22 protein-coding genes and 4 tRNA genes are annotated in these 26008 nt (G+C 45.4%); 1 reads left to right on the top strand and 25 read right to left on the bottom strand.

Annotated features, from left to right (window positions below; all coding sequences use genetic code 11):
• Positions 1-13: 13 nt before the first annotated feature.
• From OGH69_RS00390 to mutL, 3 genes are read right to left on the bottom strand one after another with little or no spacing between them, the layout of a single operon-like run.
• On the bottom strand, positions 14-919 hold the full coding sequence (locus OGH69_RS00390; RefSeq protein WP_265172448.1) for a rhomboid family intramembrane serine protease: 906 nt from the start codon (positions 917-919) through the stop codon (positions 14-16).
• A 1-nt stretch (position 920) separates the two neighbouring features.
• Positions 921-1691, bottom strand: coding sequence for a rhomboid family intramembrane serine protease (locus OGH69_RS00385; RefSeq protein ID WP_265172447.1), 771 nt, complete (start codon positions 1689-1691; stop codon positions 921-923).
• The gene (gene mutL, locus OGH69_RS00380) at positions 1688-3553 is read right to left on the bottom strand and encodes a DNA mismatch repair endonuclease MutL (RefSeq protein WP_265172446.1); all 1866 of its coding nucleotides are present in this window, start codon (positions 3551-3553) and stop codon (positions 1688-1690) included. Before mutL ends, OGH69_RS00385 begins: the two co-directional genes overlap by 4 nt.
• A gap of 167 nt (positions 3554-3720) precedes the next feature.
• Between mutL and OGH69_RS00375 the strand changes: the two genes are divergently transcribed.
• Positions 3721-4854 (top strand): tetratricopeptide repeat protein, encoded by a 1134-nt coding sequence (locus OGH69_RS00375; RefSeq protein WP_265172445.1) that lies wholly within the window; start codon positions 3721-3723, stop codon positions 4852-4854.
• A gap of 297 nt (positions 4855-5151) precedes the next feature.
• Here OGH69_RS00375 and OGH69_RS00370 read toward each other — a convergent pair whose 3' ends face one another.
• The 22 genes from OGH69_RS00370 to OGH69_RS00265 all read right to left on the bottom strand — a co-directional run bounded on the left by OGH69_RS00370 (position 5152) and on the right by OGH69_RS00265 (position 25560).
• Positions 5152-5463: a DUF3467 domain-containing protein gene (locus OGH69_RS00370; protein ID WP_265172444.1), complete on the bottom strand. Its 312-nt coding sequence runs from the start codon at positions 5461-5463 to the stop codon at positions 5152-5154.
• Between the two features lie 4 nt (positions 5464-5467).
• A complete protein-coding gene (rpoC, locus tag OGH69_RS00365) occupies positions 5468-9766 on the bottom strand; it encodes a DNA-directed RNA polymerase subunit beta' (protein WP_265172443.1) in 4299 nt (1432 codons plus the stop codon).
• 70 nt (positions 9767-9836) lie between these two features.
• Complete coding sequence (gene rpoB / locus OGH69_RS00360) at positions 9837-13649, bottom strand: DNA-directed RNA polymerase subunit beta (protein WP_265172736.1); 3813 nt, start codon at positions 13647-13649, stop codon at positions 9837-9839.
• Positions 13650-13785: 136 nt separating this feature from the next.
• Entirely contained in the window at positions 13786-14166 is a 381-nt protein-coding gene (rplL, locus tag OGH69_RS00355) for a 50S ribosomal protein L7/L12 (RefSeq protein WP_265172442.1), read from the bottom strand.
• A 62-nt stretch (positions 14167-14228) separates the two neighbouring features.
• Positions 14229-14744 carry a 50S ribosomal protein L10 gene (gene rplJ, locus OGH69_RS00350; RefSeq protein WP_265172441.1) on the bottom strand — a complete coding sequence of 172 codons (516 nt, stop codon included), beginning with the start codon at positions 14742-14744 and terminating at the stop codon, positions 14229-14231.
• A gap of 23 nt (positions 14745-14767) precedes the next feature.
• Positions 14768-15457: a 50S ribosomal protein L1 gene (gene rplA, locus OGH69_RS00345; protein WP_265172440.1), complete on the bottom strand. Its 690-nt coding sequence runs from the start codon at positions 15455-15457 to the stop codon at positions 14768-14770.
• Between the two features lie 21 nt (positions 15458-15478).
• The gene (gene rplK, locus OGH69_RS00340) at positions 15479-15916 is read right to left on the bottom strand and encodes a 50S ribosomal protein L11 (protein WP_265172439.1); all 438 of its coding nucleotides are present in this window, start codon (positions 15914-15916) and stop codon (positions 15479-15481) included.
• Between the two features lie 67 nt (positions 15917-15983).
• The gene (nusG, locus tag OGH69_RS00335; protein ID WP_265172438.1) at positions 15984-16535 is read right to left on the bottom strand and encodes a transcription termination/antitermination protein NusG; all 552 of its coding nucleotides are present in this window, start codon (positions 16533-16535) and stop codon (positions 15984-15986) included.
• A gap of 9 nt (positions 16536-16544) precedes the next feature.
• Entirely contained in the window at positions 16545-16739 is a 195-nt protein-coding gene (secE, locus tag OGH69_RS00330; RefSeq protein ID WP_265172437.1) for a preprotein translocase subunit SecE, read from the bottom strand.
• 17 nt (positions 16740-16756) lie between these two features.
• A tRNA-Trp gene (locus OGH69_RS00325) sits at positions 16757-16827 on the bottom strand.
• 59 nt (positions 16828-16886) lie between these two features.
• Positions 16887-18074 (bottom strand): elongation factor Tu, encoded by a 1188-nt coding sequence (gene tuf, locus OGH69_RS00320; protein WP_257868958.1) that lies wholly within the window; start codon positions 18072-18074, stop codon positions 16887-16889.
• Between the two features lie 51 nt (positions 18075-18125).
• Positions 18126-18197: transfer RNA gene (locus OGH69_RS00315), tRNA-Thr, on the bottom strand.
• Between the two features lie 98 nt (positions 18198-18295).
• Positions 18296-18376: transfer RNA gene (locus OGH69_RS00310), tRNA-Tyr, on the bottom strand.
• A 42-nt stretch (positions 18377-18418) separates the two neighbouring features.
• Positions 18419-18492 (bottom strand) — tRNA-Thr (locus tag OGH69_RS00305).
• Positions 18493-18584: 92 nt separating this feature from the next.
• On the bottom strand, positions 18585-18887 hold the full coding sequence (hpf, locus tag OGH69_RS00300) for a ribosome hibernation-promoting factor, HPF/YfiA family (protein ID WP_265172436.1): 303 nt from the start codon (positions 18885-18887) through the stop codon (positions 18585-18587).
• A gap of 22 nt (positions 18888-18909) precedes the next feature.
• Positions 18910-19812, bottom strand: a complete 903-nt coding sequence (locus tag OGH69_RS00295) for a tyrosine-type recombinase/integrase (RefSeq protein WP_265172435.1) — start codon at positions 19810-19812, stop codon at positions 18910-18912.
• Positions 19813-19881: 69 nt separating this feature from the next.
• On the bottom strand, positions 19882-20076 hold the full coding sequence (rpsU, locus tag OGH69_RS00290) for a 30S ribosomal protein S21 (protein WP_265172434.1): 195 nt from the start codon (positions 20074-20076) through the stop codon (positions 19882-19884).
• 184 nt (positions 20077-20260) lie between these two features.
• A complete protein-coding gene (locus tag OGH69_RS00285; RefSeq protein WP_265172433.1) occupies positions 20261-21403 on the bottom strand; it encodes an acyl-CoA dehydrogenase family protein in 1143 nt (380 codons plus the stop codon).
• A 10-nt stretch (positions 21404-21413) separates the two neighbouring features.
• Positions 21414-22322, bottom strand: coding sequence for a helix-hairpin-helix domain-containing protein (locus OGH69_RS00280; protein WP_265172432.1), 909 nt, complete (start codon positions 22320-22322; stop codon positions 21414-21416).
• A 12-nt stretch (positions 22323-22334) separates the two neighbouring features.
• Positions 22335-22562, bottom strand: coding sequence for a PspC domain-containing protein (locus tag OGH69_RS00275; RefSeq protein WP_265172431.1), 228 nt, complete (start codon positions 22560-22562; stop codon positions 22335-22337).
• Positions 22563-22632: 70 nt separating this feature from the next.
• Complete coding sequence (locus OGH69_RS00270) at positions 22633-23904, bottom strand: DUF2851 family protein (protein ID WP_265172430.1); 1272 nt, start codon at positions 23902-23904, stop codon at positions 22633-22635.
• A 117-nt stretch (positions 23905-24021) separates the two neighbouring features.
• Positions 24022-25560: a T9SS type A sorting domain-containing protein gene (locus OGH69_RS00265; protein ID WP_265172429.1), complete on the bottom strand. Its 1539-nt coding sequence runs from the start codon at positions 25558-25560 to the stop codon at positions 24022-24024.
• Between the last annotated feature and the right edge of the window lie 448 nt (positions 25561-26008).

Raw genomic sequence — 26008 nt, 5'->3', positions numbered from 1 at the left:
GTAGCCAAATCTACTATTTATTTTGTAATCGGAACAAAAATTCTTTCTCCTCTTTCGTAAGGCTGTCGTAGCCCGATTTGCTTATCTTATCGAGTATCTCGTCCACCTGTTTCTGCGTGATGTCCTTCGGCTTGCCCACAGGCCTCTGCGGCGGCGGTGTGTTGCGGTGCACGGCCGTGAACGGCGTTTTCTTTTTCGGCTTGAACAGATTGGCAAAAAAGTCAATAACAGCCGAAACAACCTTACTCAGGTCGGTGCCGCTCTTCAGCAGGACAATATAGAGGTAGCCGAACAGCGCGCCGCCCAAATGGGCAATGTGCCCGCCGGTATTTTCTACAGAAACATAAATGAGGTCGAGCGCCAGCAGCACCCCGGCAATGTGCCATAGCTTTACCGTGCCGATGAGCAGCATCCGCACCGAATACATGGGCGAATAGGCCGTGGTGGCAAATAGTATCGCCATGATGGCTGCCGAAGCCCCTGTCATGCCTGCCTGTGTACCCGCCAAGGCTGGAAGGAGGTTGTAGCTGATGATGTACAGCAGCCCGGCAAAAACACCACCCAGGACATATACCCGAAACAGCTGCTTTTGGGTAAAAAAGGTCAGGAACAGCCTGCCCGCAAAGTGGAGCATGAGCATGTTGAACAGCAGGTGCAAAAAGCCGCTGTGGAGAAAATTGTAAAGGAGGATGGACCATGGTTTCCAAAGGAGGTTGGCCGGGTTGGAGGAAAGGCTGAACCAGTCCTGCCCGTACGCACCACGGTACGTCCAGTCCCATTCCGGGAGGTCGATTCCCGATAGTCGCAGGATACTGAACAGTATCATTGGCACCACAAAAAGCCCTACATTCCAAAAGATGAGCCGCTGTACAATGCCGCCCACCCTATATTCCATCTTCAGGTCGTCTAAAATACCCATATCAGTTCCAACGCTTGTTGTTAAATGAATTTTTCTTCCAGTACCACATCATGATAAAGCCGATGAGTGCCCCGCCAATGTGCGCAAAGTGCGCCACGCCCGTACCCGAACCAAAGATGGACTGCCCCTGTAATGCCAGGAAAAGGTCAAGCACCACAAGGCCCGGCACAAAGTATTTTGCCTTGATCGGTATGGGCACAAACATCATCATCAGCTCGGCATTCGGAGCTATGAAGGCAAACGCAACCATTATGCCATAAATTGCCCCGGAAGCGCCCACCGCGGGATTTATATAGGATGACATGAAATTAATAAAATCAGAACCGCTCATCATTTCCTCCCAACGGGTATCATAGCGGCCCTGTGCCAGCAAATCCATGATCTGTCCTTTAGGGACGCTATTAGTGGTCAGTAGCTCCATCCCCTGGTAAAAGCTGTAGTAGTTGGCAGCAATATGGAGTGCCGCAGCTCCTAATCCGCAGGAAATATAGAAGAACAGGAACTTTTTACCCCCCCAGATCCGCTCCAGTAGCGAACCGAACGACACAAGGGCAAACATATTGAAAAAAATATGCATTATACCTGGTCCCTCGTTGTATTTGGCATGCATAAACATGCTGGTAAGCGGCTGCCAGAAACGGAAATTAGGGTTTTCCGGGAAGTGGAGCGCGAGGATGTCATAAGCAGGCTGACCCACAATCTGGGAGCCGATGTAAAATATTATGTTGATTATCAGTAATTGCTTTACCGTTTCGGTCAGGTTCAGGTTCATATCGCAAATCGTTTATCTAAGTCCTCCACGCTTACCGTGATGAAGGTAGGGCGCTGGAAGGGTGAAACATCGGGTTCTTTGCAGGCAAACAGGGCGTTGACCATGTTTTCCTGCTCTTTTTCGCTCATGTAGGTGCCGGTTTTTACGGCCAGGCTTTTGGCCATGCTCTTGGCGATGCTGTCGCTCTGGCTAAAGCTGCTGTCGGGCACTTCCTGCTGCAGGTCGTTGAGCAGCTCTTCAAGCAGTATCGACACCTCGCTTTCGGACACGTTTACCGGCAGCCCCGATACCACAATGTGGTCGTGGTTGAACTCGGCAAACACAAAGCCCGTATTCTCGAGCGCCTCCCGCATTTCCCGTATCAGCGCCAGTTCGCCCTGGCTGTAATGCAGCACCAACGGGAACAGCAGCTGCTGGCTGGCCGCGTGGTGCACGGTGATGCTGGTGAGGAACTGCTCATACAGTATCCTTTGGTGCGCGCGTTTCTGGTCGATGACCAGCAGCCCGCTTTTTATGGGGCTTACAATGTATTTTTTGTGTATCTGGTAGGTTTTGTACACCGCCTGCTCCACTTCGCTATCGTTAAAGAGCGAGCCGGTAACCTCTTCGGCTTCAAACGTCATGCTTTCGACTTCCTCAGTCGCCGAAGCCATTCCGGTATACAGGCTTTCCCAAGCGGGCTGGCGCTCCTTTTTGAAGGCCGGTGACGCCTGCCACGATGCTGCCGATGACGCCACCCGTACGGGCTTTTCGTCGGCAAACGGGTTGAAGTCGCGGTCCACCTGTACGACAGGCATGGTAGCCTCGCGCCTTTCGTACTCGTACGGCGTGTCGAGGTTGTTGTCGCGGTCAAAATCCAGCACGGGCGCGACGTTGAACTGCCCCAGGCTGTGCTTTATGGTCGAGCGGAGTATGGCGTAGAGCGCATGCTCATCGTCGAACTTGATCTCCGTTTTGGTGGGGTGGATGTTGATGTCGATGGTATGCGGCGGCACCTCAAGGTAAATGTAATAGGCTGGCTGGCAGCCATCCTTCAAAAGCCCCTCGTAGGCTGCCATCACGGCATGGTGCAGGTAGCCGCTCTTGATGAAGCGGTTGTTGACGATGAAGAACTGCTCGCCCCTGCTCTTTTTGGCGAACTCGGGCTTGGTGACAAACCCGCCGATGCCCACGATCTCGGTAGTTTCCTTTACGGGCACCAGCTTTTCGTTGGTGCGCCCGCCAAAGATGTTCACGATGCGCTGCCTCATGTTCGACGCTGGCAGGTTGAACATCTCGCTGCCGTTGTGGTACAGGATAAAGCCGATATTGGCATGTGCCAGGGCCACGCGCTCGAACTCGTCGATGATATGGCGGAACTCCACCGTATCACTTTTGAGGAAGTTACGGCGGGCCGGTATGTTGAAGAAAAGGTTCTTTACTGAAAATGACGTACCCTTCGGCAGCACGGCCACCTCCTGCGAGGTAAACTTACTGCCCTCGATAATGAGGTGCGTACCCAGCTCGTCCTGCTCCTGCCTTGTTTTAAGCTCCACATGGGCAATCGCCGCGATGGAAGCCAGCGCCTCCCCGCGGAAACCCTTGGTGTGCAGGGCAAACAGGTCCTCCGCATGGCGTATCTTGCTGGTGGCGTGGCGCTCAAAGCACAGGCGGGAGTCGGTCACGCTCATGCCCTTGCCGTTATCGATAACCTGGATGAGTGTCTTGCCGGCATCCTTCACGATGAGCTTGATCTCGGTAGCCCCCGCATCCACGGCATTCTCGAGCAGTTCCTTGACTACCGAAGCGGGCCTTTGCACCACCTCACCGGCGGCTATCTGGTTGGCAACATGGTCGGGAAGTAACTGGATAATACTGGACATCGTGTAGGGAAAAATCGTTTTAATGGTGAAGTCAAAGGTAGGAAATTTTGGGGGATTGCGGAAAATACCTGTTTGGTATTATTGCGGAAAATAAGAGAGAATATTTATAAATTTAGCGCATGATAAACGCACTTTTAGTTATACAATATATTTTTACTTTTTTTCTAATGGTTTTCCTCGGGCGGGCGCTAATGACATTCCTGCATGAAATGGGACACGGCATCATGGCAGCCGCTTTTACCAAAGGAAAGATCAGCCTTTACCTGGGCACTCACGACAAAACGAAGAGAAACCTGATGCTAACTGCAGGCAGGTTTACTTTTCACATCAAGCATAACATATTTGCCTGGAATGGCGGATTGTGCAGCAGCAATACCCCTCTCAGCCTTTCAAAGTATATCCTGCTGCTTTTAGCCGGTGCCATATTTCCTGTTATAATTGCTGTCGGGCTATTCTTTATTACCCAAGCTTCAGGATCGCAAGAGCTTTATAAGGCCGCGACTTTTTTCCTTATATGCTGTATTATCTTTGTACCGGTCAATCTATTCCCCTATACTAAGCCTATAAATTTAATAACCGGCAAAGACAGCTATAACGATGGGCATCTTATCATCACAGCCATCAATTACCGCCGCGTTCACAGGGAGTACGCATTGGCGATGAACCATTACAGGGCAGAGGAATATACGGAGTCCGCAGAATACTTTAAAATATTGCTGGCCAATGGAAAAAGGAATGAAAGAATCCAGCGGCTGGCCATAGGGTGTTTTGGCAAGGCAAAGCAACTTGACGCCTTAAAGTCATTGCTTGAAGATTTCTCTGCTCATTTCAAGGCGTCTTACGTAGAACTTATCAATTTTGGCTATTATTATTCGCAAACAGATGATCATGACAAGGCACTCGAATATTTCAATAAGTCGCTCAGCATGAACGATAGCTTTTACGCACATTATAATATAGGCTATACAATGATTGTTATGAATCGGTACGATGAGGCGATTGCACACCTTGATAAGGCAATCGCCCTCGACCCTAAGCAACACGCACCGTACTGCAATAGGGGCCTTGCCAAAATAAAATTGGGAAATGCTGAACAAGGCCTCTCAGATTTGGAATTCTCATTTTCTTTAGATCCTGAAAATGCCTATTATTATAAAAATATGGGGACTTATCATTTTGACAGGAAAGAATATTTAAAGGCTTTGGAATATTTTGAGACAGCATTGGAGAAAGATCCATCTACTCATAAAATACAAGAGGATATTACCGCTGCAAGAGAAGCATTGAAGGAAATTTCTTAAGTTGGGAACAGACCTAATTCCAATTTAACTCATTGAAACAAACTATATAAAATACAATTACTATAAAAAAAAGTAATATAATAACGAGCGCTTTTCACTTATCCCTCTTCACTGAATCGCTCAATCGCTGAAAAAGTGCAAAAGTCCAAACAATAACCTAAACACCATCAAAAATACCCCTGCGGCATACCCTAAAATCATCATGTACCGGCCCAAAAAACATACAGTAGCGGTGTAAAAATACCCAGAAAAGCATCAAAAAACCCCTTCCGTTTCCGAAAGGGGTTGTTTTTTATCTTAAGCCTGTCCTGCAGGCCCGAAAGTCAGTGGAAGCGGCTGCTGCTCCGTATCGCTTATCGTACCATGGGTACTCTCAAAGCGGTGGATGTTTTCGCCTAAAGCCTTCAGCAGGCGCTTGGCATGCTGGGGCGTTAACACAATGCGCGACTTTACCTTGGCCTTTGGCACACCCGGCATGATGGTCACAAAATCCACCACAAACTCTGACGCTGAGTGGTTTATGATTGCCAGATTGGAGTAAATGCCTTCGGCAGTCTTCTCATCCAGTTCGATGTTGATCTGCCCCGGCTCCTGTTTTTGGTCACTCATTATATTAGTAGTTAAATTCCTCTTTCGGAGTTAATAGCTCATTATATTCCTCAGTAGAACCTACGATGATGTTGTCGTAATCCCTCATACCGGTACCTGCCGGTATCCTGTGGCCTACGATAACGTTCTCCTTAAGTCCTTCAAGTCCATCTACTTTACCAGCTACAGCGGCTTCGTTCAGTACCTTGGTAGTTTCCTGGAACGACGCAGCCGAGATGAACGACTTGGTTTGAAGCGACGCCCTTGTAATACCCTGAAGTACAGGAGTTGCCGTTGCCGGGACTACGTCTCTTGCGGATACCTGGTTCTGGTCGTTGCGCTTAAGGATAGAGTTCTCGTCCCTTAGCTCGCGCGGCGAAATGATCTGCCCCGCTTTAAGGGTTTGTGAGTCTCCTGCATCCTCAACCACTTTCATACCGTATAGCTTGTCGTTCTCCTCCATGAAGTCTGACGTATGGATCAACTGGTCTTCAAGGAACAGCGTGTCTCCCGGATCCTGTACTTGTACTTTACGCATCATCTGGCGGATCACAACTTCAAAGTGCTTGTCGTTGATCTTCACACCCTGAAGACGGTAAACCTCCTGGATCTCGTTCACAAGGTACTGCTGTACGGCAGATGGGCCCTGTATCCTCAGGATATCCTCAGGAGTGATGGCACCGTCCGATAGCGGCATACCTGCTTTAACGTAGTCATTTTCCTGAACAAGGATCTGGTTGGAAAGCTTCACAAGGTATTTCTTGATCTCGCCGAATTTCGACTCGATTACGATCTCACGGTTACCCCTCTTGATCTTACCGAACGATACCACACCGTCGATTTCCGACACTACTGCCGGGTTCGATGGGTTACGTGCTTCAAGAAGCTCGGTAATCCTTGGAAGACCACCGGTGATATCGCCCGCTTTAGACGAACGCCTCGGTATCTTAACAAGTACCTTACCGGCCTTGATCTTCTCGCCATTGTCCACCATAAGGTGGGCACCTACAGGAAGGTTGTACGAACGGATAAGCTCGTTATCCTTACCGTAGATCAATAGCGTAGGGATCAATTTCTTGTTCCTTGCTTCAGAGATTACCTTCTCCTGGAATCCGGTCTGCTCATCGATCTCAACCATGAACGATTGTCCCTGTTCGATATCTTCATAAGCTACCTTACCTGTAAATTCAGAGATGATTACCCCGTTATAAGGGTCCCACTTACAGATTACAGTTCCTTTATCAACTACCTCGCCGTCCTTCACATAAATGCTTGAACCGTAAGGAATGTTGTGTGTATTTAGTACAATTCCGGTATTTTGGTCAACAAGTTTCAATTCGGTAGAACGTGATACCACGATGTCCACTTCATTGCCTTCGTTGTCCTCACCCTTAACCGTTTTAAGGTCTTCAATATCGAGCCTTCCCGCAAATTTGGTAATGATGCTTGATTCTTCAGAGATGTTACCTGCCGTACCACCCACGTGGAAGGTACGTAGCGTAAGCTGTGTACCCGGTTCACCGATAGACTGTGCAGCAATTACACCTACGGCTTCACCTTTTTGGGTCATCTTGCCTGTAGCAAGGTTACGGCCGTAGCACTTGGCACAAATACCTTTCTTAGCCTCGCAGGTAAGCGGTGAGCGTACCTCTACGGCTTCAATTGGCGCAGCATTAATTGCCTTGACTTCAGCCTCTGTAATCTGGTTACCTGCATGTACAAGCACTTCACTTGTAAGCGGGTTAACCACATCCTGGAGCGCAACACGGCCAAGGATCCTTTCACCAAGGGTTTCAACAATCTCTTCGTTTTTCTTCAGCGCTGTTACTTCAATACCCCTAAGCGTACCACAGTCAACAGAGTTCACGATAACATCCTGGGATACGTCATGCAGCCTCCTTGTAAGGTAACCGGCATCCGCCGTTTTAAGGGCGGTATCCGCAAGACCCTTACGGGCACCGTGCGTAGAAATGAAGTACTCAAGGATCGAAAGGCCTTCCTTAAAGTTTGAAAGGATAGGGTTCTCGATAATTTCACCACCACCTGCAGTCGATTTCTTCGGCTTGGCCATTAGCCCACGCATACCTGTAAGCTGGCGGATCTGCTCTTTCGAACCCCTCGCACCAGAGTCAAGCATCATGTATACCGAGTTGAAGCCCTGCTGGTCTTCGCGGATGTTCTTCATCGCAAGCTCTGTAAGCAATGCGTTGGTAGAAGTCCACACGTCGATAACCTGGTTGTAACGCTCATTATTTGTAATAAGACCCATGTTATAGTTCATCGAGATAGCATCTACCTGCTCATTAGCATCGGCAATAAGCTCCTGCTTCCTCTCAGGGATGATGATATCACCCAAACTGAATGAGAGACCGCCTTTGAATGCGAACTTGTATCCCATGTCCTTCATATTGTCAAGGAACGCTGCCGTTGTAGGCACATCGGTAACACTCAAAATCTTACCGATAATATCCCTTAGCGACTTTTTGGTCAATACCTCATTGATATAGCCTGCTGCCTCCGGAACTACTTCGTTGAAGAGTACACGGCCTGCAGTCGTCTGGATGATCTGCCATACCAGTTCGCCATTATCGTTAAAGTCTTTAGCGCGTATTTTCACACGTGCATTCAGTTCCAGCCTGTTTTCATTAAGGGCAATGTTCACCTCTTCAGCCGAATAGAACGTAAGGCCTTCGCCTTTAATCTTGTTCGTTTCGGTAGAAAGGCGCTCCTTGGTCATGTAATAAAGACCAAGTACCATGTCCTGGGAAGGTACGGTGATAGGCGCACCGTTGGCCGGGTTAAGGATATTGTGGGAAGCCAGCATCAATAGCTGTGCCTCAAGTATAGCCTCCGGTCCAAGCGGAAGGTGTACCGCCATCTGGTCACCGTCAAAGTCGGCGTTGAAAGCCGTACATACCAACGGGTGAAGCTGGATTGCCTTACCTTCGATAAGCTTCGGCTGGAATGCCTGTATACCAAGCCTGTGAAGGGTTGGGGCCCTGTTTAGGAGTACCGGGTGCCCTTTGATTACGTTTTCAAGGATGTCCCATACTACAGGCTCTTTTTTGTCAATTATCTTTTTGGCCGATTTTACCGTTTTCACGATTCCGCGCTCGATAAGCTTACGGATAACGAACGGTTTGTACAGCTCGGCAGCCATATCTTTCGGAAGGCCGCATTCGAACAATTTCATTTCAGGCCCTACAACAATTACCGAACGTGCCGAGTAGTCAACACGCTTACCAAGAAGGTTTTGACGGAAACGCCCCTGCTTACCTTTCAGTGAGTCAGAAAGCGATTTCAATGGCCTGTTTGATTCGGTCTTAACAGCCGAAGCTTTCCTTGTGTTGTCGAATAGCGAGTCTACAGATTCCTGAAGCATACGCTTTTCGTTACGAAGGATCACCTCAGGTGCCTTGATTTCCATAAGCCTTTTCAGACGGTTGTTACGGATAATCACCCTGCGGTACAGGTCGTTAAGGTCAGAAGTCGCAAAACGTCCACCATCAAGCGGTACAAGCGGGCGAAGTTCCGGCGGGATCACAGGAATCACTTTAAGGATCATCCATTCCGGGCGGTTTTCCCTGTTCATGTTCGATTCACGGAACGACTCAACTACCTGAAGCCTTTTAAGAGCCTCGGTTTTACGCTGTTTTGAAGTTTCGTTGTTAGCGCTGTGGCGAAGGTCATATGACAATGCGTCAAGGTCAATCCTTGCAAGCAGGTCCATGATACACTCAGCACCCATTTTGGCGATAAACTTGTTAGGGTCGCTATCGTCAAGGTATTGGTTTTCCATCGGAAGGGTATCCAGTATGTTCAGGTACTCTTCTTCTGTAAGGAAATCTAATCTGTTAAGGGTTTCGCCATCCGGCCCCTTGGCAATACCCGGCTGTATAACCACATACCTTTCGTAGTATATGATCATGTCCAGTTTCTTGGACGGAAGACCAAGGATATAGCCGATTTTATTAGGAAGCGAACGGAAATACCAGATGTGGGCGATAGGCACTACAAGGTTGATGTGCCCTACCCTGTCACGTCGAACTTTCTTCTCAGTAACTTCAACACCGCATCGGTCACAAACAATCCCTTTGTAGCGTATCCTTTTATATTTACCGCAGGCACATTCAAAGTCCTTTACAGGTCCAAAGATACGCTCGCAGAAAAGGCCGTCCCTTTCCGGTTTGTGAGTACGATAGTTAATGGTTTCAGGCTTTAGAACCTCACCCCTTGATTCTGCCAGGATCGACTCAGGCGAAGCAAGGCCTATTGAGATCTGGTTGAACCTTTTAACGGTATTTTTATCTTTTAATCTCGTCATGATATGTAATCTATCGATTTATTAAAAAGTATGGATAGGGATGGCGCCGTAACGCCATTCCCGTGGAAATTTATTCTTCTAACCTGATGTCTAGTCCAAGGCCTTTAAGCTCGTGCATCAATACGTTGAATGATTCAGGAAGCCCCGGCTCCGGCATGGTCTCACCCTTAACGATTGCCTCGTAAGTTTTAGCCCTTCCGATAACGTCATCCGATTTAACAGTCAGTATCTCCCTTAGCGTGCTCGATGCACCGTATGCTTCAAGAGCCCAAACCTCCATCTCCCCGAAACGCTGTCCACCAAACTGCGCTTTACCTCCAAGAGGCTGCTGTGTGATGAGCGAGTAAGGACCGATAGAACGTGCGTGCATCTTGTCGTCAACCATGTGGCCCAGTTTCAGCATGTAGATAACACCTACGGTTGCCGGCTGGTGGAAACGCTCGCCTGTACCACCATCGTAGAGATACGTATGGCCAAAACGCGGTATTCCTGCTTCATCCGTAAGTTCGTTTATCTGGTCAAGCGATGCACCATCAAAGATAGGTGTAGCAAATTTCTTGCCCAGCTTAAGGCCGGCCCATCCAAGAACAGTTTCATATATCTGGCCAATGTTCATACGCGAAGGTACACCCAGCGGGTTAAGCACAATGTCAACAGGCGTACCATCCTCAAGGAACGGCATGTCTTCCTGGCGGACAATCTTGGCAACAATACCTTTGTTACCGTGGCGTCCCGCCATCTTATCACCCACTTTCAGCTTACGTTTCTTAGCGATGTAAACTTTAGCAAGCTTAAGTATACCTGACGGAAGCTCGTCACCCACCGTAATGGTGAATTTCTCCCTCCTCAATGCACCCTGAAGGTCGTTCAGCTTGATCTTATAGTTGTGGATAAGGTCGTTTACCATTGCATTGGTATCGTCGTCCGTAGTCCACTGCCCTTTAGTCAGGTGAGCGAAATCTTCAACAGCATAAAGCATTTTTTGGGTATATTTCTTGCCTTTTGGCAATACTTCCTCACCAAGGTCATTCATAACACCCTGAGATGTTTTGCCGTTTATGATGTTGAACAGCTTGTCGATAAGTTTGTCTTTAAGTTCATTGAACTTAACTTCAAAATCCATCTCCAGCTTGCCCAAATCATCTTTATCTTTTGTGCGCTTACGCTTGTCTTTCACAGCGCGGGCGAACAATTTCTTATCCAGCACAACACCGTGTAGTGACGGAGACGCCTTCAATGAAGCATCTTTCACGTCACCGGCCTTATCACCGAAGATGGCGCGAAGGAGCTTTTCTTCCGGTGTCGGATCCGATTCTCCTTTAGGAGTGATCTTACCGATAAGGATGTCGCCAGGCTTCACCTCGGCACCAATCCTGATCATACCGTTCTCGTCAAGGTCTTTAGTAGCCTCTTCGGATACGTTTGGTATGTCGTTGGTAAGTTCTTCGTTACCCAGCTTCGTATCCCTTACTTCAAGAGAGTAATCATCCACGTGGATTGACGTGAATATGTCATCGCGTACCACTTTTTCAGAGATCACGATAGCATCCTCGAAGTTGTACCCCTTCCATGGCATGAACGCCACCTGAAGGTTACGGCCCAGTGCAAGTTCACCATTCTGCGTAGCATAGCCTTCGCAAAGTACCTGGCCCGGCGCTACCCTGTCACCTTTCCTTACGATAGGCTTAAGGTTGATGCTCGTGCTCTGGTTGGTTTTCCTGAACTTGATAAGCTGGTAGGTTTTCTCGTCCGGATCGAAGCTCACGCTTCGCTCACGGTCGGTCCTGTCATATTTGATTGTAATCTCATTGGCATCAACATACTCAACGGTACCATGCCCTTCAGCATTAATAAGTACCCTTGAGTCAGAAGCTACCTGGCGCTCCAATCCTGTACCCACAATAGGGGACTCCGGACGTAAAAGAGGAACCGCCTGGCGCATCATGTTCGACCCCATCAACGCACGGTTCGCGTCATCGTGCTCCAGGAACGGGATAAGCGATGCTGATATAGAGGCAATCTGGTTTGGTGCAACGTCAGTGTAATGAACCACATTAGGGTCAACAACCGGGAAGTCACCTTCCTCACGTGCAATTACCTTATCTGCGGTAATTTGCCCGTCATTGCTCATTTCGATGTTTGCCTGAGCAATCATCATGCCTTCCTCCTCCTCTGCGCTAAGGTAAACCGGTGTCGACTCAAGGTCAACTTTACCATTGGTTACCTTACGGTAAGGTGTCTCGATGAAGCCCATTCCATTCACTTTGGCATAAACACCAAGTGATGATATAAGACCGATATTCGGACCTTCCGGGGTTTCAATCGGGCATAGGCGTCCGTAGTGCGTATAGTGAACGTCACGAACCTCGAAACCTGCCCTTTCCCTTGAAAGACCGCCCGGCCCAAGAGCAGATAGCCTGCGCTTGTGGGTAATCTCCGCAAGTGGGTTGGTTTGGTCCATGAACTGCGATAGCTGGTTAGTACCAAAGAAAGAGTTGATTACCGAAGACAGAGTCTTGGCATTGATAAGGTCAATTGGGGTAAATACCTCGTTGTCCCTTACGTTCATACGCTCCCTGATAGTCCTTGCCATACGTGCAAGACCCACACCGAACTGTGCTGAAAGCTGCTCGCCTACCGTACGTACACGACGGTTGGAAAGGTGGTCGATATCATCAATCTCAGCCTTCGAGTTGATCAGCTCGATAAGGTATTTTACTATAGTTATGATGTCCTCTTTAGTAAGCACCTGCTTATCCATAGGGATGTCAAGACTAAGTTTTTTGTTCATCCTGTAACGGCCTACTTCACCAAGGTTGTAGCGCTGGTCAGAGAAGAACAGTTTATCTATAATACCGCGGGCCGTTTCCTCATCAGGCGGTTCTGCATTACGCAGCTGACGGTAAATGTGCTCTACGGCTTCTTTTTCAGAGTTAGTAGGGTCTTTTTGTAACGTATTGTGGATAATGGCATAGTCTGCCTGGTTGTTATCCTCTTTGTGAAGAAGGATGGTCTTCACGTTAGAGTCGATAATTTCCTCCACATTGTCCTTGTCGATGATGGTGTCACGGTCAAGGATAATTTCGTTACGCTCGATAGAAACCACCTCGCCTGTATCTTCATCCACGAAATCTTCGTGCCATGTGTTCAATACACGCGCGGCCAGCCTTCTGCCGACATATTTTTTAAGACCTGTTTTCGATACCTTGATCTCTTCAGCAAGGTCGAATATTTCAAGGATGTCCTTATCCCTCTCGAAACCAATAGCCCTGAAAAGGGTGGTAACAGGAAGTTTTTTCTTACGGTCGATATAGGCATACATCACACTGTTGATGTCTGTAGCGAACTCGATCCATGAGCCTTTGAAAGGAATTACCCTTGCAGAATATAATTTAGTTCCATTAGCATGGAAAGATTGGCCAAAGAAAACCCCCGGCGAACGGTGAAGCTGCGAAACAACTACACGCTCAGCGCCGTTGATAACAAAGGTACCACTAGGAGTCATATATGGGATGGTTCCCAGGTATACGTCCTGTACAATCGTTTCAAAATCCTCATGCTCAGGGTCTGTACAGTACAGCTTCAGCCTTGCTTTTAGCGGCACGCTGTATGTAAGCCCCCTGTCTATACACTCTTCAATTGTATATCGTGGCGGGTCAACAAAGTAATCAAGGAACTCCAGTACGAACTGATTTCGGGTATCAGTGATCGGAAAGTTTTCCATGAAGGTGTTATAAAGACCTTCGTTGCCTCTTTCATCCGATTTGGTTTCCAACTGGAAAAAATCTTTGAACGATTTTACCTGAATGTCAAGGAAATCCGGATAAGCCGGGATGTTTTTTGTAGAGGCAAAATTTAATCTTTCAGTCTGATTTGTTATCATCAATGGACAAAATTTTGATTAAAATAATTTATAAGGGCGTACAATAAAGTTATTTAAAGTTATTATACGAAAAATGGTTTAGGCCTTTGAGAGTTCTTCTCAAGGCCTAAACCTGGGTTTTTTAACCTATGTAAGCTTATTTAAGCTCAACAACAGCTCCGGCTTCTTCCAGAGATTTCTTAAGGCCTTCAGCCTCATCTTTAGAAACGCCTTCCTTAACGTTTGCAGGAGCACCGTCAACTAGGTCTTTAGCTTCTTTAAGTCCAAGGCCTGTAAGTTCTTTTACAGCCTTAACTACTGCAAGTTTAGAAGCACCAGCATCTTTAAGAACTACTGTAAATTCAGTTTGCTCTTCAGCAGCAGCACCTTCACCGCCACCTGCAACAGGACCGGCAACAGCTACAGCAGCAGCTGCAGGCTCGATTCCATACTCATCTTTAAGTATTGTAGCTAGTTCGTTAACTTCTTTAACAGTAAGATTAACTAGTTGTTCTGCGAATTGTTTCAAATCTGCCATTTTTTCTATCGTTTTAAATAGTTTGTAATATATAATTTATAAAGTGCGTTCTCGCGGGTTTGTTACCTTTCAGATAACGTTTTAACAAGTCCTGCAATCGTGCTGCCACCTGATTTAAGGGCAGAAACAACGTTTTTAGCAGGAGATTGAAGAAGACCGATGATCTCTCCGATAACCTCTTCCTTAGATTTAAGCGCTACAAGGGCATCAAGCTGGTTGTCGCCAATGAATACAGCCTCGTGGATGTAAGCGCCTTTAAGTACAGGCCTGTCAGATTTTTTACGGAATTCCTTGATGATCTTCGCAGGAGCGTTTCCGTTCTCTGCAATCATTATAGACGTGCTTCCTTTTAGGATAGAAGGCAATTCGCCATAGTTGTTCTCAAGGCTACCCATTGCTTTTTCAAGCAGGGTATTCTTAACAACCTCAAGCTTAATACCTGCTTTAAAGCAAGCTCTCCTCAGGTTTGAAGTATTCTCAGCATTAAGGCCTGAAATATCGGTAACATATACAACATTAGTACCGGCCAACTGTGCAGTTAAATCTTCAATAACTCTTGATTTTTCTTCCTTGGTCATAATAAAAAATTTTTAACCGCCAATTAAACTGCTTTAGGATCTAAAGCGATCGCCGGGCTCATAGTAGAAGAGATATGGATGCTCTTTATGTATGTGCCTTTAGCCGCAGTTGGCTTCAATTTGATTAATGTTTGAATAATTTCGTGAGCGTTCTCAGTGATTTTATCAGCATCAAAAGATACTTTTCCGATACCTGCATGAACGATACCTGTCTTATCAACTTTAAAGTCGATTTTACCGGCTTTAACCTCACCTACAGCTTTACCTACCTCCATAGTAACAGTACCTGTCTTAGGGTTCGGCATTAGTCCGCGAGGACCAAGTATCCTACCCAAAGGACCCAGTTTACCCATTACTGCAGGCATTGTGATGATAACATCAACATCCGTCCAGCCGTCTTTGATTTTTTGAAGGTAATCATCCAAACCTACGTAGTCTGCACCGGCAGCTTTAGCTTCAGCTTCTTTATCAGGGGTTACAAGGGCAAGAACCCTTACATCTTTACCAGTTCCGTGAGGAAGCGTTACTACGCCCCTTACCATCTGATTCGCTTTCCTGGGATCTACACCCAAACGTACCGCGATGTCAACAGACTCATCAAATTTTGCAGAAGCAACTGTTTTGATCAATGCAGAAGCATCTTTCAATGAGTACAGTTTGTTCTTCTCAATTTTTGAAGCAGCCTCTTTCTGTTTTTTTGTCAATTTTGCCATTTCTTCTTTTCTTTTTACGAATTAAAAAGGAGCTGTTCCTGATACAGTGATACCCATAGACCTTGCAGTACCGGCAACCATGCTCATTGCTTTCTCAATAGTGAAAGCATTCAGGTCAGCCATTTTGTCTTCTGCGATAGCCCTGATTTGATCCCAGGTAACGCTTGCAACTTTTTTACGGTTCGGCTCACCCGAACCACCTTTTAGCTTGGCAGCATCCATCAGCTGTATTGCAGCCGGTGGAGTTTTAACAACAAACTCGAAAGATTTGTCTTTGTACACAGTAATTTGTACTGGTAAAACTTTGCCGGGCTTATCCTGGGTCCTTGCATTAAATTGCTTACAGAACTCCATGATGTTAACGCCCGCAGCTCCCAAAGCAGGTCCAACCGGTGGCGATGGATTCGCGGCACCTCCCTTAACTTGTAGTTTAACTACTTTACTAATTTCTTTAGCCATTTCTTTTAAAGATTAGCACATCTTCAATTGGAAGCGAGGATGTGATTTATAATAAGTGTAACAAAAATTATACTTTTTCTACCTGCATAAAGCTTAGTTCCAGCGGTGTCTTCCTTCCGAAGATCTTCACCATCACCTCAAGCTTACGCTTTTCTTCATTTACCTTCTCAACAGTACCATTAAAGCCGTTGAAAGGCCCGTCTATTACTTTTACGGTTTCACCTACAGTAAACGGAATTGAAACATTATCGGTTTTTACCGAAAGTTCATCTACCTTGCCCAGCATCCTGTTCACCTCAGAAAGGCGTAACGGAACCGCATCGCCTCCTTTAGTTTCACCAAGAAAACCTATCACACCGGCAATAGACTTTATAATATGCGGTATCTCACCCGTCAGATTGGCTTCGATCATTACATAACCCGGAAAATAGACCCTGTCCTTGCTGATTTTTTTCCCGTCACGCACCTGCACCACCTTTTCAGTTGGCACCAGTACCTGGGAAACGTAATCTGCCATTCCGAGCCTGTTGATTTCGGTTTCGATGTAATTCTTAACCTTATTCTCCTGACCGCTTACCGCCCTGACTACATACCATTTTTTAACATTGTTATCAGTCATAGCGATATATTAGCTTTTTAAGAAACCATACACTTTAGCAATAAGGACTTCAAATCCTTTATCCACACCAAATGTAACCAGGGCGAATATTATCGAAAAAACAGCAACAATAATAGTGTAGCGCTGAACTTCAGCCCACTCAGGCCATGTTACATTGGTCCTCAACTCTGTAAACGCCTCTGATATATAATTGGTAACCTTCATTTGTATTTCCTTTTTTGCACGGGCGGAGGGATTCGAACCCCCATCAACGGTTTTGGAGACCGCTATTCTACCCTTGAACTACGCCCGTTTGTTAAAAGCCAGCCGGTACAGATGCACCTGCTGGCTTTTTATTTATTTCTAAAATAATTAGTCTAGAATTTCAGTTACCTGACCGGCACCTACTGTACGACCACCTTCGCGGATAGCGAAACGAAGACCTACGCTAAGAGCGATTGGGCTAAGTAGTTGCACTTCGATAGTAAGGTTGTCACCAGGCATAACCATCTCAACACCTGCAGGAAGAGAAATTGTTCCTGTTACGTCAGTTGTACGAACGTAGAACTGAGGACGGTAGTTGTTATGGAATGGAGTGTGACGTCCACCTTCTTCTTTTTTAAGGATATAAACCTCAGCTTTGAATTTAGCGTGTGGCTTAACAGATCCCGGCTTGATGATAACCATACCACGACGGATGTCAGCTTTATCGATACCACGTAGAAGAAGACCTACGTTGTCACCAGCTTCACCCCTGTCAAGGATTTTACGGAACATCTCAACACCTGTGATTGTAGAAGTAAGTTTCTCAGCACCCATACCGATGATTTCAACTGCATCACCTGTATTAGCAACACCAGTTTCGATACGGCCTGTAGCAACAGTACCACGACCAGTGATTGTGAATACGTCTTCAACAGGCATTAGGAATGGCTTATCAACGTCACGAGCAGGAAGCTCGATCCAAGTATCAACAGCATCCATAAGCTGCATTACAGTATCAACCCATTTTGGCTCACCGTTAAGCGCACCTAGAGCAGAACCCTGGATTACAGGACCATTATCTCCATCATACTGATAGAAAGAAAGAAGGTCACGGATTTCCATCTCTACAAGCTCAAGAAGCTCAGCATCATCAACCATATCCACTTTGTTCATGAAAACAACCATACGTGGAACACCTACCTGGCGACCAAGAAGGATGTGCTCACGTGTTTGTGGCATCGGTCCGTCAGTAGCAGCAACAACAAGGATAGCACCGTCCATCTGGGCAGCACCAGTTACCATGTTCTTAACGTAGTCAGCGTGACCAGGACAGTCAACGTGAGCGTAGTGACGGTTAGCTGTAGCATACTCCACGTGTGAAGTATTAATAGTAATACCCCTTTCTTTTTCTTCAGGAGCGTTGTCAATTTGGTCAAATGACTTAGCTTCAGAAAGACCTGCATCAGCTAGTACTTTTGTAATAGCAGCAGTAAGGGTTGTTTTACCGTGGTCAACGTGTCCGATAGTACCTATGTTAAGGTGCGGCTTCGACCTATCAAAAGTTTCCTTTGCCATGATTTAATAATTTAATCTTAGTTATATAATTAGTGTTCAAATTCAATCTTGAGCCAATGACGGGATTTGAACCCGTGACCTCTTCCTTACCAAGGAAGCACTCTACCCCTGAGCTACACCGGCCTTTTCCCTTTATTTCAACCTCTGAATCCCATCGATTTAAAATCTTGCTTTTCAGCACTAATTCAAAATTCAGCATTCATCATTCAAAATAAAAATTGTGGGGAGAGCAGGATTCGAACCTGCGAAGGTTTCCCAACGGATTTACAGTCCGTCCTCGTTGGCCGCTTGAGTATCTCCCCTAACCTTTTACTTTTCAGTCGCTTATCAAAAAACTTATTTTGAGCCGATAGAGGGACTCGAACCCACGACCTGCTGATTACAAATCAGCTGCTCTAGCCAGCTGAGCTACACCGGCAACTTTCAATAAAAAAGTCCGCTATTTCTAACGGACTGCAAATGTATAGAATTTATTTTTTAATCAAAACATTTTCGATATTTTTTTTCTCATTATGAATGAGCCCTCACTTTTTGCTTTCTTTTCATCAGTAAACGCTCCATCGAATCGGCCGCAAGCTCTACCGCCTCCTCAAATGTTTTGCACTGTTTTTTCACTATGAATTCATCCCCCGGGACCGATAGCTTAATTTCAGCAATCTTATTCTCCTTATCGCTTGTATTATCCAGCTTAAAAAACACATCCGAGCAAACTACCCTGTCATAATATTTCTCAAGCTTATCCAACCTGTCCTGAACATAGCCTACCAGTTTCCTGTCAACAGTAAAGTTGACTGCATGAACGTTTACTTTCATAATATCATTATTTTGGTTAAACTTAGGAGCCACCACGACCGCGAGGATGCGAATCCCCATACACCTTCTTCAACTCGGCAAGACTGCTGTGGGTATAGATTTGTGTGGATGATAAACTCGCGTGCCCTAATAGTTCCTTTACTGAATTTAAATCTGCCCCGTTGTTCAGAAGGTGTGTTGCAAAAGTATGCCGGAGCACGTGCGGGCTCTTTTTTACCTTCTCAGAGACAACACTAAAGTAACAATTTATTAACCGATAGACAAACGATTCACTGATTTTATTTCCCCTGATATTTAAAATTAACACATCAGGATCACTAATCGTTTCCAATTCGCGCCGTTTCAAAAGGTACTGCCCGATGAGTTTTGCCGTACAATCCAATACCGGCAGTATGCGCTCCTTATTACGCTTACCCAGCACTTTGAGCGTACCATTGCCAGAATCATAGCTATTTACCTTGAGGCCTATGAGTTCCGCACGGCGCATTCCTGTTGTATAAAACAGTTCGATGATTAGCCTGTTCCGAACGCCTTCAAAATCGTCAGGGTATTCATTATCTGCCACCACATCTACCAGTTCTTTTTCCGAAAAAGGAATTTGCAGCTTCTTTTCGGTCTTCAGGGATTTATGCTTCAACAGGGGATTGATTTCTATCTGCCTGGATTTAAGAAGAAACTTATAGAACGATTTCAGCGAAGATATTTTCCGGTTGATGGATTTATTAGCCAAACCTACATTCACAAGCTGCACGATCCAACTGCGCACCTGGCTATAATTTACCTCTTCCAGCGTCGCGCCGGCGTCGCCATCCTTAATAAAGGATTCAAATGCCGAAACATCATCCAGATAGGCACGAAGGGTGAGCAGGGAATAATTCTTTTCCTTTAGCAGATAATCGTGGTATGCCTGTTTGCTGTCGACCATAAAAAAACCGTTACCCGCAAAGTTAAACTTTTACAGATAACGGTTTGGTATTGTAAACAGAATTTCTGCTTATGATTCCGCAGCGTCCCTTAGGCCCTGGATATAATTTGCTTTCTGGATCTCAGCCCTTCTTGTTACAGATGGCTTGATGAACGCCTGACGACGCCTAAGCTGGCGAACAACGCCGGTCTTGTCGAATTTACGCTTGTAACGCTTTAGCGCCCTGTCGATATTCTCTCCGTCTTTAATTGGTATAATTAACATAGCATAACACCTCCTCTCATTAAGGCTGCAAACTTAAAACTTTATTTTATATTATGGTTATAAATTTGAATTTTATTTTGCCTCAATAATCACCTAAAGATTATCCCAAAAAAACAATGCTATAGAAACCAAACAAAAACGGGCCGCTTCTCAGCAGCCCGTTAACTATATAATATATGTACGACTACTCCTTAAGCAGGTTACGCGAAATAACCAGCTTCTGTATTTCTGTAGTTCCCTCGCCTATGGTACACAGCTTGGAGTCGCGGTAGAATTTCTCCACCGGGTAATCCTTGGTGTAGCCATAGCCGCCGTGTATCTGTACCGCTTCGTTAGAAACACGCACACACACTTCAGACGAATACATTTTACCCATTGCTCCGGCAACGGTCATTTTCTTACCATTATTTTTCAGGTAGGCCGCTTTGTGAAGCAATAGTTCCGAAGCCTCAATTTCAGTCGCCATGTCGGCAAGCTTAAAGGCAATGCCCTGGAAGCTGCTTATCGGCTGCCCGAACTGATGGCGCTCTTTTGAATATTTTAATGCCGCTTCATAAGCACCCTTGGCAATACCTAATGAAAGGGCACCAATGGATATCCTTCCGCCGTCAAGCACCTTCATCGCCTGGATGAAGCCCTCGCCTACCTCACCCAGCCTGTTGGCATCGGGTATGCGGCAGTTGTCAAATATAAGTTCCGCAGTTTCGCTGGCACGCATACCAAGCTTGTCCTCTTTTTTACCGCTGGTAAAACCCTGCATGCCTTTTTCGAACACAAAAGCCGTCATGCCTTTCGAGTCGCCCTTCTCACCTGTACGCACTATAACCACGGCAATGTCGCCCGATTTTGCATGCGTAATGAAATTTTTAGCGCCATTCACAATCCAGTGATCACCGTCTTTCACAGCAGTAGTGTTCATTCCACCTGCATCAGAACCGGTGTTGTGTTCCGTAAGTCCCCAGGCACCGATGAATTCGGCAGTAGCCAGTTTAGGAAGCCATCTTTTCTTTTGCTCCTCGTTGCCAAATGTAAGTATATGGTTTGTACAAAGTGAATTATGCGCAGCAACCGAAAGGCCGATAGAGGGATCTACTTTGGATATCTCCTCCACTACCGTAATGTATTCGTGGTAGCCAAGGCCGGAACCGCCATATTCTTCAGGTACCAGGACACCCATGTATCCCATTTCGCCTAACTTCTTAAACAAGTCAACAGGAAAATACTGGCTCTCATCCCACTCCATAATGTTCGGACGGATGTGCTGTTCTGCAAAATCCCTGATTGATTCTGCAATCATGTTTTGCGTTTCACTATAATCGAAATTCATGTGTTTGGTTTTAGAATTCCAAATATAGAGCAATTATTTTTATTTTATCAACAGGAAAATCATTAATTTTTGACAATTCATCAATATTGATGATTTTTCCGTTCATGCTTCTTTTGGTGATTATAGCTTTCGCAAGGTCTTTATTGAAATATGGAAAGCGTGCCAGCAGTTGCAATGAAGCCGAATTGATATTGACTTTAGATATATCCGGATCCTGGCCCACATAAAAACTTTTCTTCAATCCTTTTACCGCTTCAGGAGACAGATCGGTAAAATCACCCATCTGCTCCATGCTGGCAAAAGCGCCAAATTCAGCACGGCGGCGCAGTATCTTTTTAGCGAAATAAGGCCCGACACCATACACCTTTACAAGGTCTTCTTCAAGCGCATCATTGATATCGAGTTGCACGATTTTCTTTTCTTCTTTTAAAACCGGCTCATCTGTTCCTGGGAATGCCTTGACAGCTTCTGACCTTTTCTCCCGGCCATTTTTCTCATTTACCCAATCCGGAAATTTGAAGTAGGGAGAAATTTTAGCCAGTAGTTCATCGGAGACTTTGGTCACGTACCTGAAGTCATCAACCGAATTAACAAACTTTCCTGTTTTCCTGAACGCGTGGAGGCGGTCAATCTCAGCAACGCTCATCCCTAAAGCATAGCCTTTATGGTCGGAAATATAATTGGGGTTGAATGGGTAGATGGTGTCTTTCTTACTGTTGCTTTTTGCTTTCAAAGCATCAATTTCTGCCTGGTGTGCAAGCCATTCCTTTTTCTGTGCAGACTGCCCTTCTTCAGTCGTAAAGTCATACGAAGCCACAATAAAGTAGACTGCCTGGAAAATTATGACCAGTATAAACAGTGCCATAATGCCTTTTCGCTGGCCGGAGGTAAATTGCAAAAGAAAGTTGAAGGGTTTCATGTCATGACTCGATTACAGGTCAAAAACAGAACTCCTCTTGGTGTAGATCATATCTTTTAGCCTAAGCCAGAAAGCCAGCGTAAGGTATACGCCAAACCACAGTCCAATCGTTACAAAGGATATGTAAATGAAAAACAGGCGTACATTAGTTGCCCGCATTCCCAGCCTGTCGGCAAGGCGCTGTGACACTTCAAAGCCATGCTTTTCGAAAAAGTGCCTTATGTTAGTTATTACAGCCATTTTATTGATTTCTGGTTTAAAGCTTAAAATTGATTACTCAAACCGTTGATTTTTCAAAGATAAAAATAAATCATTTACTTTTTAAAAGTTCCAGTCCAAGGGCACATTGCATGCAGCGCTTTTTTTCACAGTACTCGTTACGCAATTGCAGCAGCGACTGCGTATCATAGGCTGACTCCGACACTACCTTAAACGAACGAAATTTATCTACCACGGCATTTTTTTCCGGCGCTACGGTTTTTAAAAGGCTGATAAGCTCTTCGGAGAGTTCCTTGCCTGTGCTTTTGGCGTAGGCAAACCGGAAAGGCAGTATTGTATTAATGATGACTAAATCGATGAACGATGCCGTTAGTGCTTTTCGCTTTTTAGCACTTTCCTTATCTAAAGTATAATGCGTTTGCCAATAAGACGATACCTGCACATCAAACACTTTATAAATATCCTCAACAGTAGGTGAACTCATAATTTTCGAAAACAGGTTTTGATGGCCATGGTACAACTGTGATAGTTGTGACAACCTTATTGTAGGGAAGTTATCCGGGCGGTGCCTGAAGAATTCAGGACTGTCAATGTGTACAGGCTGTAACCGGTGCTTGTGGCTCATATAAGCATACCGCGCTTTTAGGTCGCGCGGATAAGCATCCTCATATTCCCTTTCTAACAGCCCTGCCCTGCCAAAAAGCAACGCCTCAAGATTATCGGCATCAAAACTTTCTTTTCTTACAACACTGAATGGCAGCGAGCGCGCAATACTATAAAATATACTACCATTAGTATTTAACCCGAAGTTCTTGGCAAGAAAGCAAAACAATACGGCTTCCCAGTCATTCCCGGTTTCGTGAGCGAGTTGGAGTATGGGTGCGGCCTTTCGCTCGAGACGTTCAAAGAACAGGCGTTCTTTCCAGTTTTCGAGCAGAAAGCTTTCCATTGTCGCCAATTCCTTTTCGCAATAAATCCAGGTCTTCGTGGCTGCGAGCGCATTATAACTTTGCAGCAGTTTCGGGTCGGTGTAATGTTTCAGTTCGAGCACAGGTATTTCCGAATTGTCCCTACGCATAACTTCGGTATCATGATCCCAAACTACATGGAGTACAACATTGTCGTAATTGGGGTCGTTCTCATGGCTGTGCAGGTACCAGTCGGAGGATTTTATGTGTATCTCGACATTGCCTGCCCACTTTTGCCCGCCGATGATCAATTGGGCATTAAAGAAATCAGGCCCGGAATGCTGGAGGTACTGTCCGGCATTTATAATTTCTATCGGATCACCCTGTACAGTTTTGAGTTCCTGCAGGCTAAACTTTTTGTATAGCCAAACGTGGTGCAAAAAATCTTCTTTCATGGCGTGTAAATAATACACTAATATACAGGATTTTGCCGCTAAACATACAAATTGCATAAATTTTATCACACAAAAAAACCGGCACTGCTGTACCGGTTTTGCCATCAATGAGAAAAATTACTCTTTAATTATCTTCTCCACCTTCATCCCCCTATCCGTCTCTACCTTCACAAAATATACACCGTTGCTGCGCGACGACAGGTCCATTTCCACCTCTGTACCATTTACAATGGCCGACTGCAACAGCCTGCCCTGCATATCATAAACTTCTATCAATTCTACTTGCGAAGCAGCAGTAATTGTAACTCTATTTTTTGCAGGATTAGGGTAAACTTTTACCGAATTGTCCGTTTCATATTCGCCCAGGCTGAGTACTTCGAAAACTGTTACCGCCTCATTGGTTTCTATTGGCCAGTTGTAGTCAAAGAATATATCGGCCTGCTGGGCCACATCGTCATTTACCTGCAAGGTATTCAGTGTTTTGATTTTGAAAACCACATTACCCTTGCCCAATGCTGCAAGGTTGATGTCGCCAAAGTAGAATTCTACCTTGTTGCCTGTCACCCTTGTTTCCACAGCATGGGATGCATATAACACCTGTAAAGTGTTGATGTCAAATTTGGCCTCATCAATCATGTCTTTTACCACAATGAATGTCGCAGGCGCTGTGCCGGTATTCTCAAAGTTAATGTTATAATGCAGGTATTCCCCAATTTTTGAAGGGTCAACACTTTCCCCTTCAAGGCAGGTAATATCATTCGGATCGTACGAACCTACAACAACCTGCTCCAATGCAAAGGCATTGTCGGTCGGGGTTTCATCGCCTGTTGCAGGAGTCACCGAAGCCGAAAACGCAAGTACGTCATTAAGATTTATGGCAGGAGTTTCCATCGGGCCGTTCACGTTGAGGGTAAGTAGAATGCTCCTGCTTTCGAAAGGAAGAAGGTTCACGTAATTCCAGCTAAGCAATCCTGTAGACGATGTGCTTTCAACAGGAATGGCAGAAACATAATCCAGTACCGCATCGTCATAATTCAGCGTCACTGTGCCGGACAGAGCCTGGTTGCCCTTGTTGCGGTACACTACTTTGTAATTGGCATCAAATCCGGGCTGCGCTGCCACTATAGGTACAATTACAACCTCCACATCGGGGTGAAAACCGTTGGCAATAATACAAAAGTTTTGAGTCATAGTGCTGTTAACAACCGTAGCGAGATTTATTGTAGCAGATGGTGGTGTTGCAATAAACCATTCGTTATCTATTTGGGGGGTGAGGGTAAATGTACCTGATTGGACGTAGAAATTGTATAGTCCCGAAGCGGTAAAAGTGCTGAATGATTCTATCCCATTATCTATATTCATCCTGACAAATCCGGAATAGGCATCATCAAGACCGCAACCGTTGTTATCACTGTCAAAAGTAAGATTGCCTTCAATCGTATTGTAGCTACCGCCGGGGGTAAAGGAACAATAGTTGCTTACAAGGATATTTGGATTGGCATAAACATTTGACGGGAATAGGCTTTCGTTGCCTTCGTCGATACAGATATATATGCCAGCCTGCTGATCAGTATTTAGATTAATAGTAAAATCATCATATTCCGTTACACCATTCTTGAAATTGATATAACTAATTGTGTTACCAGTTGCACCCATGCTAATATTTACATTTTTAAGCAAAACACAATCACTTAGATCGATTGAAACCCCATTATATATATCCAAAATTATATCCTCGAGGTTTACTACCCCTTCCAAATTTAGATTATTAACGTATCCTGCTGCATTTATGTATATTTTCTTTAACCCTGTAAGGCCGTAAAAATTAAATGAATTCAAAGATGTTTCAAACCATACATCCTCCAATGAGGATAAAGCAGAAAAATCAAATTCGTTAAGATCAACATGAATTATCTTCATTTTCTTTAAGTTTATATTAACCAAAGGATTAATGGTGGCATTACCAGAATAATCTAAAGTTAACTCTTCCAAACTTGGCAGTCCTGAAGTATCGAGAGATGTAATAAAATCAGATACACTTACATTGAGAATTTTTAAAGCAGGAGCCTGTAAGTTTATTTCTTGAAAATCAACATCATAAACA

Origin of the sequence: Flavobacterium sp. MFBS3-15, from assembly GCF_026107645.2 — a bacterium.
Lineage (GTDB): Bacteria > Bacteroidota > Bacteroidia > Flavobacteriales > Flavobacteriaceae > Flavobacterium.
This window is presented reverse-complemented; position numbering and strand designations above follow the sequence as displayed.